This window comes from Actinoplanes sichuanensis (assembly GCF_033097365.1).
In the GTDB taxonomy this organism is placed as follows: Bacteria; Actinomycetota; Actinomycetes; order Mycobacteriales; family Micromonosporaceae; genus Actinoplanes; species Actinoplanes sichuanensis.
Map to the genome: position 1 here is coordinate 8,126,848 of NZ_AP028461.1, position 12,614 is coordinate 8,139,461.

General features: G+C 68.9%; 12 protein-coding genes and 1 tRNA gene. 2 read left to right on the plus strand and 11 right to left on the minus strand.

Annotation, left to right across the window (positions count from 1 at the left end):
- Positions 1 to 21: 21 nt before the first annotated feature.
- The 3 genes from Q0Z83_RS37215 to Q0Z83_RS37225 all read right to left on the minus strand — a co-directional run bounded on the left by Q0Z83_RS37215 (position 22) and on the right by Q0Z83_RS37225 (position 2,064).
- Positions 22 to 1,527 (minus strand): FG-GAP repeat domain-containing protein, encoded by a 1,506-nt coding sequence (locus tag Q0Z83_RS37215; protein ID WP_317787991.1) that lies wholly within the window; start codon positions 1,525 to 1,527, stop codon positions 22 to 24.
- A gap of 69 nt (positions 1,528 to 1,596) precedes the next feature.
- On the minus strand, positions 1,597 to 1,890 hold the full coding sequence (locus Q0Z83_RS37220) for a hypothetical protein (RefSeq protein ID WP_317787993.1): 294 nt from the start codon (positions 1,888 to 1,890) through the stop codon (positions 1,597 to 1,599).
- Positions 1,891 to 1,896: 6 nt separating this feature from the next.
- Positions 1,897 to 2,064, minus strand: a complete 168-nt coding sequence (locus Q0Z83_RS37225; protein ID WP_317787994.1) for a hypothetical protein — start codon at positions 2,062 to 2,064, stop codon at positions 1,897 to 1,899.
- Positions 2,065 to 2,359: 295 nt separating this feature from the next.
- Here Q0Z83_RS37225 and Q0Z83_RS37230 point away from each other — a divergent pair, with 295 nt between their 5' ends.
- Complete coding sequence (locus tag Q0Z83_RS37230) at positions 2,360 to 3,328, plus strand: helix-turn-helix transcriptional regulator (protein ID WP_317787995.1); 969 nt, start codon at positions 2,360 to 2,362, stop codon at positions 3,326 to 3,328.
- Positions 3,329 to 3,529: 201 nt separating this feature from the next.
- On the opposite strand, the gene Q0Z83_RS37235 is transcribed toward Q0Z83_RS37230, so the two are convergent.
- Positions 3,530 to 3,605, minus strand: a tRNA-Asn gene (locus tag Q0Z83_RS37235).
- A gap of 206 nt (positions 3,606 to 3,811) precedes the next feature.
- On the opposite strand from Q0Z83_RS37235, the gene Q0Z83_RS37240 reads away from it, so the two are divergent.
- Positions 3,812 to 4,144, plus strand: a complete 333-nt coding sequence (locus Q0Z83_RS37240; protein WP_317787996.1) for a hypothetical protein — start codon at positions 3,812 to 3,814, stop codon at positions 4,142 to 4,144.
- Between the two features lie 317 nt (positions 4,145 to 4,461).
- On the opposite strand, the gene Q0Z83_RS37245 is transcribed toward Q0Z83_RS37240, so the two are convergent.
- The 7 genes from Q0Z83_RS37245 to dnaG all read right to left on the minus strand — a co-directional run bounded on the left by Q0Z83_RS37245 (position 4,462) and on the right by dnaG (position 12,611).
- Positions 4,462 to 5,361, minus strand: a complete 900-nt coding sequence (locus tag Q0Z83_RS37245) for an apurinic/apyrimidinic endonuclease family protein (RefSeq protein ID WP_317787997.1) — start codon at positions 5,359 to 5,361, stop codon at positions 4,462 to 4,464.
- An 836-nt stretch (positions 5,362 to 6,197) separates the two neighbouring features.
- Positions 6,198 to 7,319 carry a YihY/virulence factor BrkB family protein gene (locus Q0Z83_RS37250; protein ID WP_317787998.1) on the minus strand — a complete coding sequence of 374 codons (1,122 nt, stop codon included), beginning with the start codon at positions 7,317 to 7,319 and terminating at the stop codon, positions 6,198 to 6,200.
- Positions 7,320 to 7,690: 371 nt separating this feature from the next.
- Positions 7,691 to 8,503 (minus strand): ABC transporter permease, encoded by an 813-nt coding sequence (locus tag Q0Z83_RS37255; protein WP_317787999.1) that lies wholly within the window; start codon positions 8,501 to 8,503, stop codon positions 7,691 to 7,693.
- A 1-nt stretch (position 8,504) separates the two neighbouring features.
- Positions 8,505 to 9,263 (minus strand): ABC transporter permease, encoded by a 759-nt coding sequence (locus Q0Z83_RS37260; protein ID WP_317788000.1) that lies wholly within the window; start codon positions 9,261 to 9,263, stop codon positions 8,505 to 8,507.
- Positions 9,263 to 10,186, minus strand: a complete 924-nt coding sequence (locus Q0Z83_RS37265) for an ABC transporter ATP-binding protein (protein WP_317788001.1) — start codon at positions 10,184 to 10,186, stop codon at positions 9,263 to 9,265. The genes Q0Z83_RS37260 and Q0Z83_RS37265 overlap by 1 nt, the downstream gene beginning before the upstream one ends.
- Before the next feature lie 32 nt (positions 10,187 to 10,218).
- Complete coding sequence (locus Q0Z83_RS37270) at positions 10,219 to 10,749, minus strand: hypothetical protein (protein ID WP_317788002.1); 531 nt, start codon at positions 10,747 to 10,749, stop codon at positions 10,219 to 10,221.
- Entirely contained in the window at positions 10,746 to 12,611 is a 1,866-nt protein-coding gene (gene dnaG / locus Q0Z83_RS37275; protein ID WP_317788003.1) for a DNA primase, read from the minus strand. Before dnaG ends, Q0Z83_RS37270 begins: the two co-directional genes overlap by 4 nt.
- Positions 12,612 to 12,614: the final 3 nt, after the last annotated feature.

Below are 12,614 nucleotides of genomic sequence, written 5' to 3' on the forward strand. Positions count from 1 at the left end.
GGGAAGGGGCGAGCGGCTGGATCAGGCGAAGTAGAGGCGGCCCATGCCGTTGGTCACCTGCATGCCGTGGAAGCGGCCCCAGCCCGTGGTGACGAGGCGGCCACCGTCGAACCCACTGGCCGTGTTGTTCAGCCGGACGAAGACGTCGGTGCCCTGGTGGACGACCATGTCGTCGTAGCCGTCACCGTCGTAGTCGGCGAAGTAGAGCCGGCCCATCCCGTCGGTCACGTCCATGCCGTGGAAGCGGCCCCAGCCCGAGCTGACCGTCCCGGCCGGGGTGAAGCCCTTGCCGTTGTTGTTGAGCCGCACCGAGACGTCGGTGCCGGAGTGCACGATCATGTCGTCGAAACCGTCGGCGTTGTAGTCGGCGAAGTAGAGCCGGCCCATGCCGTTCGGGACGTTCATGCCGTGGAAGCGGCCCCAGCCCGAGCTGACCACCTTGCCGCTGCCGAACGCACCGTCCTGGTTGTTCAGGCGAACCGATACGTCGGTGCCCTGGTGGACGATCATGTCGGTGAACCCGTCGGCGTTGTAGTCGGCGAAGTAGAGGCGTCCGAGGCCGTCGGTCACGTCCATGCCGTGGAACCGGCCCCACCCGGAGCTGACCACGGTGCCACTGCCGAACGAGTTGTTCCTACTGTTCAACCGCACCGACACCTCGGTACCGGAGTGCACGATCATGTCGGTGTAGTGGTCACCGTTGAAGTCGCCGTAGTACAGCCGGCCCATCCCGTCGGTCACCTGCATGCCGTGGAACCGGCCCCAGCCCGAGGTCACCACACCCAGATCCGAGAAACCGGAACCGGTGCCCTTACGAACGCCGACATCAGTGCCGTTGTGGATCACCAGGTCGGTCTTGGCGTCACCGGTGAAGCTGTCGAACGGGCGGACGTTGTCGACGATGTTCTTGTAACGCCAGGCGTCGTACGTCAGCATGTCGGACCAGTTGTTGAAGCCGATCTCGCCCTTGCGGCCCTCGTCGTTGGGTGACCGGACGGGCTGTCCCTCCTTGTTGAAGGAGTACACGTAGGCGCCCTGGGTGTGGTCACGCTCGTTCTTCCAGTACGCGAACAACTCCATGTGCCCGGTCCGGTGGATGGCGTCGCCGCGCTTCAGGTCGTTGATGCTGCCGAGCTTGGTGGCCAGGCCGCTGCCCGGGAAGGTGGCGGTGGTGAAGCTGTGGTCGATGTGCCAGGCCATCGACACCAGTCCGGAGCAGTCGTTGCGATAGGACCTGCCCTGCGGATCGTCGGACCAGGTGGTCTGACTGTAGGGCTGCCCCAGGTCCGCCCAGTGGTCAGCACGGTCGATGACCTCCTGGCGGCTGATCTGGCCGCCCACCGAGGAGGCCGCGGACGCCGCGACCGGGGTGGCGACAGCCGTGGCGGTCGCGCCGACCACCGCGCCGAGGCCGGTGGCCATCAGCAGGCCGAGCGCTCCGGCGAGCAGCCGGCCACCCCTGGGGCGTACCCCATCCCTGTTTTGATCGATGTTCTTCGATGTCTTGGAAGAGAATCGTGCCCGCATGAAAAGCTCCATTGTTTTCAGACAGCCGTATCCGGCAGTCGAAGTCGAAGTCAGAAAAGAGGGGTGTTTCTAAAGATTGAGATTCGCGACGTTCCGATGCCGGCCGACGATTCCGTCGCGCAGCAGCGGCGACATCCGACAGGCCCGCGTCACGAGGTTCAGCGCGACGGCCCGCAACCATTCCGCATCCACCGTCACGGCGAAGACACCGACGACGATCTCGCACTGCAGGACCCGCACCGACAGGTGTTCGACAGCATCTTCGGGAAGAACGGCCGCCCAGACCGTATCCAGCACGACGGCCTCGCTGACAGGAAGCACGAGGTCACCGGCGGGAAGGATGGAAACCATGGCCAGCCGCATCAGGCATCAGTCCCAGATCAGGCTTCCGGACGGGCCGTCGGCGATCTGCACGGCCGCCGGTTCCGACGCCGCCGGGGCGCCGACGCTCCCGTTACCGTCGAGCAGTCCGGCGAACGCCAGGACACCGACGAGGAAAGAGAGAGCGACACCGGCGTAACCAATACGTGCAGACATGAGACGACCCCGTTCGAAATAGCAGCGGAAAATCAATGCTCGATTCGAATCGCTCGCCGTTTCCCGGGTGGCGGCTGGCGTTCTGGAAATATCTTCGCCAATGACGGACCGCCTACGGAAGAGATGAGGCCTGGCCGGAAACGGCCATGGCCGGTTGCGGCCACAAGCACGCTGCGCCACCGACCGGCAACACGGAGCCCCGGAGTTCATTGATACTGGTGCGCACGTGTGTAACCATCTCGATCCAAGATCAAACTGTCTTTCTGCGGGGGGAGCAGATCTAGTGTTGGCTGCCTTGGGATTGCCCACGACGACGGAGTCGGTCTATCGCTCGCTACTGGAGGAGCCCGGCCGGGGAGTCGCCGAGCTGGTCGAGCATCTCGACGTCACCGAGGAACAGGTCCGCACCGCCCTGGACGCACTGTTCGACCTGGCACTCCTGCGCGAGTCGGCGGACGCGCCACAGGGCATCCACGTCGTGGCCCCCGAGATCGGCCTGCGATCGGCGCTGGCCCGCCAGCAGGCCGACCTGGCCCGCCGGCAGCAGGAGGTGGCCGAGAATCAGGCCGCGATCGCCCGCCTCATCGACGACCTGAGCCGGACCGAACGGGCGTCCGGCCCGGTGGCCAGCGAGCTGCTCGGCATGGACGCGGTCCGCGACCAGCTGCAACTGCTCGCCCAGGAGGCCCACGACGAGGTGATGACCTTCATGCCCGGGGGTGCCCAGTCGCCGGTCGCCCTGGAACACGCCCGCCGCAACGACGCGCACATCCTCGCCCGCAACGTCCGGATGCGAACCGTCGGGCTGGACAGCATCCGCCATTCCCCGGACACGATGACGCACGCCCGCTTCCTCACCGACAGTGGCGCCGAGTTCCGTACCTCCGCGATCCTGCCGCCCCGCATGGTCGTCGTCGACCGCAAGGCCGCTCTGATCCCGATCGACCCGAGCGACACCCGCCGCGGCGCCCTCCTGGTGTCCGGCGCCGCCATCCTCGCGCCGATGATCGCCCTGTTCGAGCAGGTCTGGGAGATCGCGACCCCGCTGGGCGCGGCCACCGACCCGGATCGTCAGGGCCTCACCCCACAGGAGCGGGCACTGCTGAAACTCCTGGCCCAGGGGCTCACCGACGAGGCCGCCGCCACCCGGCTCGGCGTCTCGCACCGAACCGCCCGACGGATCATGGCCGACCTGATGGAACGCCTCAACGCCCGCAGCCGCTTCGAGGCCGGCCTGAAGGCCGCCCAGCGCGGCTGGCTGTAAGCACAGGGCGAGCGCGGAACGATCTCCGTGCTCGCCTCCCGCAAAACACAGGGCGAGCGCGGAACGGCCTCCGCTCTCGCCTGCCTCATCCTCCGCGGGTGAGGCAGAGCAGGCGAAGATGCGGTGAGCTGGAAATAACGAAAGGCCGTGCGATCCGCACGGCCTGGAAACACAAAAACCAGGCCGCACCGGCCTGGTTGATGGCTCCCCGAATAGGACTCGAACCTATAACCTGCCGGTTAACAGCCGGCTGCTCTGCCAATTGAGCTATCGGGGATAGTTCTTCCTGCTTGTCGCCCGGTTTCCCTGGCGACGGACAACAGACTACATGACCGCCCAGCCGCCGTGCGAACGGGATACCCCCGGTTCGCACGGCGGCTCGACAGGCGGGCAGAAATCAGGATGCGGGGAGTATCGCCCCGGCAGGATGGGTATGCACCCCCGCAGACGCATGCGCGTCGAACTACGGAAGGAGCCGCCACCATGCGCGGAAAGCTGATGTTCCTCACCGGTCTCGCGGCGGGCTTCGTCCTGGGCAGCCGGGCCGGCCGGGAGAAGTACGAAGAGATCCGGGCCAACGCACAGAAGCTCTGGGAGCACCCGACGGTGCAGGAGGCCGCCGGCGTCGCCCAGGCGCAGGCCAACAAGCTCTACACCGAGGGCAAGGACAAGCTGCAGTCGTCCAAGCTCGGTGAGAAGCTCCACACGACCGGGACGACCGGCGCGAGCACCGACACCACTGACGAGCTGCTTGCCCCGAGCGACTCCCTGACCGCCGCCCCCAAGAGCACCAGCAGCACCGGCACCACCTACTGACGCCGGCCGCCCGCGGCGCCGCCCCCGACCCGGGAGCGGCGCCGCAGCGTGTCCGGTTCAGGACCGCCCATCCCCACAAGCCGCGAGCCGCCGCGATCGGACCGCCCGGTTCTCACAGCCGCGGGGCATCGCACGCTTCTACGGCTGCGGCCCATCACCCTCTTCCGCAGGCGGCGGGCCACCGCCTCTTCCGCGGGCTGCGGGCCATCACATCCTCCGCGGGCTGCGGGCCATCACATCCTCCGCGGGCTGCGGGCCACCGCCATCGCAACGCCACGTGGCGCGAGCCCTCCGGCGGCGAAGCCGCCCGGCCATGGTCAGGGCGCGGTGCAGGGTTGCTGTTCGGGCACCAGACCGAGAGTGGTCAGTTCATCGAGGACGTACGCGAGAGCCGTCCCCCGCTGTTCGTCGGTGCCGGTGACGTCGACGTCGACGTACTCGGTGCGCGCGGTGTCGGCGGCCAGCAGGTGCCGCAGGACGGGCTGCCAGGCGGCGGCCGGGTCGCTGATCCGGGCGGTGATGACGGAGAGACCGGCGTCGGTGATCCGGTCGATGCCCGCCTCCGGACCAGGCCAGTCACGGAGCACGGTGACCAGGTCGAGGCATATGCCGAGCCGGTCCTTGTCGATGCGGCTGAGCGCGGCGACGGTCTGCTCGGGACTGTCGAGTACCTTGCCGGGCCCGGGCTGGAATCCGGCCCGGACCGCGCGCCCGACCCGCCAGGCCAGGTCGGCGAGCCCGCCGGAGAGCCGGGACAGGTGCCGGGCGCCGGCTTTCCGGTGCCCCTCGTCCCAGTCGTCGGAGCGCCCCAGCCCGCAGGTGTCTATCGCCCCGCGGACCTCCTCGAACGGCAACAGGTCGACGAGGATGCGAGCCAGATCAAGGGTGTGCCGGACGCGGGCCGGGTCACTCCAGTCGGTCGGATCGGCGGCGCCGCCCTCGGGACCGGGCGCTCCGCTCAACGTGACGACCTCGAGCCCACGGGCGTCGAGTTCGGCACGCAGCCGGGTGCGGGCACGCCCGTCGTCGGCGAGGGCGGCAGCCAGCCGGTACGGCAACCGGAGCGCAACGGTGAGGGCGCCGGTGCCGAAGTGCCCGCGCAGGGCCGAATTGGCCGCGTCGAGCCGATCGATCGCGGTGGAGACGTCCTCCGCGTGGTCTAGGCTGATGCCGCAACTGAGGTGCACGATCCGGCCGGAGGGATGTCGAAGCCGCATCAGAATCCTCCCCGGACGAGTTCACCCGTGCAGGTGCACGTGCATTCGCACGCGCTTACGACTCCAGTATGGACCATGTCGGAGTCCGTTCCTGATCGGCTGATCTCGTGCCGCCGGGTTGTCATCGACGCCTCCATCCGTGGAATGCCTGCCCTCGGGTACGAGCGTGAGCCGCGCACCGGATCATCGGCACACTCCCCGTGCGACGCGGCGACCAGCGCGAACATGATCGAAAGCAGCCGCATTCATTGAAGCACGCAGATGAGTTCGCCGGGGGTGACCAGCGAGTAGCGTTCTGCGGACGGTCACTGAGAGGCATAGTCGGACAGCCCGGTTATTCAGATACCGCTCAAACGGACATGCAATGTTCGGCTGCGCGTGCGTCCGCCGCGTGCCGCTGCCCAACAGTGCGGATGCACGTGAACACGCCCCGCGCATCCGCACCCCCAAATTCCCACCAGACCGGCCCACACCCCCTCACTTGAGCCGTCTCAACGCCCCTCCCCGCCGCCACTCACTCGGCCTCGTCCCCGGCCATCTCCCCCGCTCCATCGAGCCCGCCGCACCACCGCACCCCGCTCCACCGCGGCCACCTCAACCCGCCGCCCTCCGGCTTCTCGACCAGCGCCGCCCAAACCACCGCGCGCCATCCATCCCGCCGCACCGGAGAGCGCGAGGTGACAGACCCCTACAACAGACACGGCGGGGATACCTGGGCAGCATGAACTCGATCGGCGCCGGAAGCCGAACGGTGACGAGGAGCGGGCCGCGGGCGGTCCTGCGGGGAAACGCGACGGAGGCCCGGCTCAGCGCCGGACCTCCGTGATCTGACCGCCTCAGTGCTGGCTGAGGCCGTTCTCGCTACCCCTCTTGATCTTGCGGGTGTCGCGCAGTTCCAGGAACGGCTCGTCGTCGGCGGGGTGGCCGGCCGCGATGGCCCGGCCGCGTTCGAGTTCGGCGTCGAGTTCGGCGCCGAGCAGGATCGCCATGTTGGAGATCCACAGCCAGACCAGGAAGGCGATCACGCCGGCCAGCGTGCCGTACGTCTTGTCATAACTGGCGAAGTTGGCCAGGTAGAACGCGAACGCGCCGGACGCCGCCACCCACAGCACGACCGCGAAGATCCCACCCGGGGTGATCCAGCGGAAGCCGCCGGTCTTGGCGTTCGGCGAGGCCCAGTAGAGCAGGGCGAACATCAGGCTGACGAGCACGACCAGGACCGGCCACTTGACGATGTTCCAGGTGGTGACGGCCACGCCGCCGAAGCCCAGCCGCTCGCCGACGACCCGGGACAGCTCGCCGGTGAAGATCACGATGGCGGCGGAGGCGATCAGCATGATGCCGATGACGGCGGTGACCCCGACCCGGATCGGCAGGGTCTTCCAGATCGGACGGCCCTCCGGCACGTCGTAGACGGCGTTGGAGGCGCGCATGAACGCTGCCACGTAGCCGGACGCCGACCAGAACGCGACGACGAGACCGATGATCGCGGCGAAGCCGGCCGCCCCGGAATCACCCACCTGGGTGAGCACCGTGTCGACGAGGTCGCGGAGCTGGGCGTTCGGGGTGAGGTCGTTGACCGCGTCGGTCACCGTCTTCTGCCCGTCGTTGCCGAGCAGGCCCAACAGTGACACCAGCACCACGGCGGCCGGGAAGATCGACAGGACGCCGTAGTAGGTGAGCGCCGCCGCCCAGTCGGAGATGTTGTCCTCGGAGAACTGCTTGACGGTCCGCTTGATCGCCGCGACGATGCCTCTGCCCTTCAACTGGGTGGGGCTGTCCGGCCCGGCGTCGGGACTCGGCGCGGCCAGATCGACGTCACGGTCCTCGCCGGTACGCGCGGTGGCCGCCGCCGCCAGGTCGTAGTCGGATTCGCCCTGACGGCGTGCCTCGTCAGCGGCCCGATCGGTGCCGGCCGCGCCCGTGGGCTGCTCGTCAGCCTTGTGTCGAAGTCTCATGGGTTTCCTCCGGGCAGAAGCGACAGACCAGGCCGACAGACCAAGCCACAGCCACGAGCCGCGGCGGCGGACCGAGCCACGAAAACCGGAGCAGTGGTCCGCCGAGCAGCCGGCCACGTCGGCCCGCGACCGGCGAAGCGCGGCAGGAGCCCGCGAATCGGTCGACCACCAGGGCCTGCGTGAGCTGACGACCTGCGGTTTTGTTGCCCCTCCGAGTCGCTTTCCTAACCCGTTCCGGCCGCTACGTCCCGTCCGGGCCAGTGCCGGTCACCCAGACGAGAACGGCCTCACGGGAAAGGCACCGGCACGACGAACCAGCACCAGGCGGCGGGGCGGAGGACCGGCCGACCCCGCCCCGAAGGTCGGGCCGGTCATCGGCACAGCAGGCGTTCCATTCGGCGGCCGGCCACGAACAGGCCGCCGACCAGCAGCGCCAGCAGGTAGAGGACGTCGAGCGCCTGCACCAGACCGGCCGAGCCCAGGCTGATGCCACGGATCAGGTCGACCGAGCGGTAGAGCGGGGTGATCTCGACGATCCAGCGCAGCACGTCGGGGTACGCGGTGGCCGGGACGAACGTGCCGGAGAACAGAAACAGCACGAACATGCCGGCACCGATCATGTCGAAGTCCTGCCAGCCGCGGATCACCGTGGAGATGGTCATGCCGAGCGCCCCGAAAGCGAACCCGATCAGGATGCTCGCCGGGAACGCCACCAGCGCCCGCACCGGCGTCGTCAGGTCCATCGCGACCATGATCACCAAGAAGGCCGCAGAGTACAGGCTGCCCCGGAGCATCGCCCACGACAGTTCCCCCAGGGCGATCTCGATCGGCCGAACGGGAGTGGCGAGCATCCCCTCGTACAGCCGCATGAATTTCATCTTTCCGAAGAAATTGAAGGTGGTCTCGGACAACGCCCCGCTCATCGCCGACGACGCGAGCATCGCCGGCGCCACGAACTCGGGATAGCCGACCACCCGGCCGTCCGACAGGGGGATCTCCCCGACCAGGGCGCCCACGCCGACACCGATCGAGAAGAGGTAGAGCACCGGCTCCAGCAGCCCGCCGATCATCACGAGTAGGTAGGCGGTCCGCAGGGCGGCGGCGTTGCGCCCGGCGACGGCGGCCGAGCGCCGACCCATCGCCTGAACGGCCATCAACCGCCGCGGAAGCACAAGGGTCAACACGTCAGACCACCAGCCGTCGCCGGTAGCGCCATGTGGCCAGGAACCAGCCGGCCACGCCCCAGGCCAGCAGATAGAGCACCCGCCAGACGAGGCCCGGCCCCGGATCGAGCCCGAGGGTCGCGGCGCGGCTCAGATCGACGCCGTGCCACAGCGGCAGCGCCCACGCCACCCAGCGCAACACCGTGGGCAGCGACTCGATCGGGAAGAACACCCCGGAGAACAGCGACATCGGCAGCACCGCGAAGCGGAACAGGATGGCCAGGTAACTGTCGCTGGACACGGACGCCGTATACGCCGCCACCGGGGCCGCGAGCGCCGCGCCGAGCAGCAGCGAGATCGGCAGCACCGCCACCGCCCAAGCCGACCGCAGCGCGCCGAAACAGAGCGCCACCAGTAGGAACGCCGCCGTGCTGACCAGCACCCGGAACAGCATGAAAGCCAGGTGACCGCCGAGGATGTCACCGATCCGCAGCGGGGCGGCGGCCTGCGCGAAATACGTCTTCACCCAGGTGAAGCAGCTCATCACCGGCCATGTGGACTCGGCGACGGCCACCTGTGCGGCGGTGCTGGCGATCAGGCCCGGCACCATCCACTCCAGGTAGGAGACGCCCTCGACCCCGCCGGTGACGAAGCCCCCGACGCCGAGGCCGAACCCCAGCATCGTGAGCAGTGGCAGCACCAGCGACGAGAACACGCTCGCCCGCCAGGTCCGCCGGTAGTTGACCAGGTGATATTCCAGGACATAGGTCGACGGGGGCATCAGTCCACCAGGGTCCGGCCGGTGAGGCGGAGGAACACGTCCTCCAGGCTGCTGCGGCGCACCAGCGAGCTGGACGGGCTCAGCGAGCGCCGGTGCACCTCGGCCAGCGCGCCGTCGCCGTCGGCCACGTAGAGCAGCACCCGGTCGGGCAGCACCTCGGTCCGCTCGCCGATCCCCTCCAACTTGCCGGCATAGGTCCCCTGATCATCGGTCGGGAACCGCAACTCGACCACCTCACGGGTGGAGTGCGCCTCGATCAGCTCACGTGGCGAGCCCTCGGCCACGATCCGGCCACCGTCCATCACCACGAGCCGGTCGCAGAGCTGCTCGGCCTCATCCATGTAGTGGGTGGTCAGCACCAGCGTCACGCCCTGCTGCTTGAGCCGGAACAACCGCTCCCACACCAGATGCCGCGCCTGTGGATCGAGGCCGGTGGTCGGCTCGTCGAGGAGCACCAGGTCGGGCTCGTTGACCATGGCCCGGGCGATGGTGAGCCGCCGTTTCATGCCACCGGACAGCGGCTCCACCCGGCTGTCGGCCCGCTCCCCCAACTGCACGAAATCGAGCAGCTCGGCGGCACGAGCCCGGGCCACCCGACGCGGGATGCCGAAGAACCTGGCATAGGTGACCAGATTTTCCAGAACGGTCAGCTCGGGATCGAGATTGTCGAGCTGTGGGCACACCCCGAGGCGGGCCCGGATGGCCGGGCCGTCGCGCCGCGGATCCATGCCGAGGATGCGCAACACCCCGTCGGTGGGTGGGGAGACACAGCCGATCATGCGCATGGTGGAGCTCTTGCCCGCGCCGTTGGGCCCGAGGAAGCCGAACGCCTCCCCGGCCCGCACGTCGACGTCGATCCCGTCGACCGCGGTGAAGTCACCGAACCGCTTGATCAGCCCGCGCGCATGGATGAGGGAGTTCACGCCCCGACCCTACGGAAGGGGTACGACAGTTTTCAGTCCGCGGCCTCGGTCGCCGACCGTGCCGCCCCGACCAACTCGTCGGTCGCCTCGACCACCTCGCCGGCCTCGACCGGCGTGCCCGAGTCGTAGCGGACCGCCCAGCTGAGCCCGTCCCGCCCGCTCACCCGGCGGCCCACCACCCGGACCGCGCCCTCCGGCAGCGAGTGATACGACGTGTACGCCACCGACCGGGTCACCCGGGCCCGCACCTGATCGGGCAGCTCCCCCGGCTCCAGCAGCAGGAACGACACCACCGGACCGTCCACCAGCACGGTGTAGCCGTCCCGCTCGACGGCCACCTCGGACGGCGTGATCCGCAGCTCACGCCCGGACCAGGCGGCCTTGTGGATCTCGTGCCAGCCCAACCGGTCGACCGCCGACGGCAGCCAGATCCCGTGATTGGTGGCGACCACCACGTCCTCCGCCGACTCGGCGACCTGGCACCAGGCCACCACCCGCTCCTCCGCCGCGAGCGGAGGCCGGGACGCGGCGGGCAACGAGGGACGCCGTCGGAAGAGTTTCACAGTTCACCTGCCGCCTGCTCGCGCAGGGCCCGAGCCTGCTGTTCGAGTGAGAAGAGCTCCCCGGCCAGAGCCAGGTACTGATCCTTGTTGGCCACCGGGTTCAGCCGCTGGACCTTCGATTTCAGATCCCGGATCCGGGTCGCCAGGGCGCCGCCCTGCAACCGGGCCAGGGTGATCTGCACATACCGCGGATCGACCGGCCCGTCGACGTAGAGCGGCTCCACCGCCAGCTCACCGACCAGCATCTGCCCGCCCATGTCGGCGCACGCGTCACGGACCTTCTCGATCCACACCACGCCGCCGGTCGCCGAGGACACCCCACCGGCCTGGACGACCGCCTCACGCACCGACTGGAGCACCTGGTCGCCGTAGTTCTCCGAGCCGACCGCGTCGAACATCGGACCGGCCAGCACCGGTTCCTGCAGGGCCAGCTTCAACGCCTCGCGCTCGACCAACCGCTGCGGCGAATCGGCGGTCGCCGGTGACCGGGGCGCGCGCTGCTGCTCGGCGGCCTCACCGCGCAGAGCGTTGTTCACCGCCCGCTGCACGGGGTCGAGGTCCATGCCGAGGTCTCCGGCGAGCTTCCGCGCGTACTCCGGACGCTTCTCCCGGTCCTTGATCTTGGCGACCAGAGGCGCGGCCCGCCGCATCGCCTCGACCCGGCCCTCCACCGTGTCCAGGTCGAAGCGCGAGATGGTCTGCCGCAGGGCGAAGTCGACGAGCGGCTCACGGCCCGCGATCATGTCGCGGACCGCCAGATCACCGCGGGCCAGCCGCAGCTCACACGGGTCCATGTTGTCCGGCGAGACGGCGATGAAGGTACGCCCCACGAAGCGCTGGTCCTCCTCGAAGGCCCGCAGCGCCGCCTTCTGCCCGGCCGCGTCCCCGTCGAAGGTGTAGATGATCTCGCCGGTGAAGCTGTCGCTGTCCATCAGCAGCCGCCGCAGCACCTGGATGTGGTCGACGCCGAAGGCCGTGCCGCAGGTCGCCACCGCGGTCGGCTCGCCCGCCTCGTGACAGGCCATCACGTCGGTGTAGCCCTCGACGATAACCGCCCGCCCGCGCTTGGCGATCTCTCGTTTCGCGTGGTCGATGCCATAGAGCACATGCGACTTCTTGTAGATCGGCGTCTCCGGCGTGTTCAGGTATTTCGGGCCGTCGTCGTCGTCGAACAGCTTCCGCGCGCCGAACCCGATCACATCACCGCTCAGATCACGGATCGGCCAGAGCAGCCGCCGCCGGAACCGGTCGATCAGCGAGCCGGACCGGGCCGGTTTGGACAGTCCGGCCGCGGTCAGCTCCTCCGCGGTGAACCCCTTCAGCCGCAGGTGCTTGCTCAGCGCATCCCAACTGTCCGGGGCGAAACCACACCCGTACTTCTCGGCGGCGTCGCGCCCGAACCCGCGCTCGGCGAGGAACTCACGGGCCTTGCGCGCGCCCGGCGACCCGAGCTGCTCCCGGTAGAAGTCGACGGCGGCGGTGTGCGCCGCGATGAGCCGCAGTTTCTGCCCGGCCTGCGGGCGCGGGGCGGGCGCGGCACCGGTCTCGGTGTCGTAGCGCAGCTGCAGCCCGGCCTTGCCGGCCAGCCGCTCGACCGACTCGATGAACGACAGGTGCTCCGCGTCCATCAGGAACTTGATCGCGTCGCCACCCTGGCCGCAGCCATGGCAGAAATAGACATTCCGGGCAGGAGAGACGTTGAAGGACGGTGTCTTCTCGTCGTGGAAGGGGCACAGCCCCTTCAGGTTGCCGCCACCCGCCGACCGCAGCGTGACCGTCTCGCTGATCACGTCGACGATCGAGGTCCGGTCGCGGACCAGTGCGATGTCCTCGTCCTTGACCCGTCCCGCCACGGCATACATCCT

Bases quoted from the DNA above. Each gene is read 5' to 3' on its own strand.
- Q0Z83_RS37225 (WP_317787994.1), bottom strand. From the start codon at position 2,064: ATGTCTGCACGTATTGGTTACGCCGGTGTCGCTCTCTCTTTCCTCGTC.
- Q0Z83_RS37260 (WP_317788000.1), bottom strand. From the start codon at position 9,263: ATGCCCCCGTCGACCTATGTCCTGGAATATCACCTGGTCAACTACCGG.
- Q0Z83_RS37245 (WP_317787997.1), bottom strand. From the start codon at position 5,361: ATGCGGCTTCGACATCCCTCCGGCCGGATCGTGCACCTCAGTTGCGGC.
- Q0Z83_RS37250 (WP_317787998.1), bottom strand. From the start codon at position 7,319: ATGAGACTTCGACACAAGGCTGACGAGCAGCCCACGGGCGCGGCCGGC.
- Q0Z83_RS37215 (WP_317787991.1), bottom strand. From the start codon at position 1,527: ATGCGGGCACGATTCTCTTCCAAGACATCGAAGAACATCGATCAAAAC.
- Q0Z83_RS37240 (WP_317787996.1), top strand. From the start codon at position 3,812: ATGCGCGGAAAGCTGATGTTCCTCACCGGTCTCGCGGCGGGCTTCGTC.
- dnaG (WP_317788003.1), bottom strand. From the start codon at position 12,611: ATGTATGCCGTGGCGGGACGGGTCAAGGACGAGGACATCGCACTGGTC.
- Q0Z83_RS37220 (WP_317787993.1), bottom strand. From the start codon at position 1,890: ATGCGGCTGGCCATGGTTTCCATCCTTCCCGCCGGTGACCTCGTGCTT.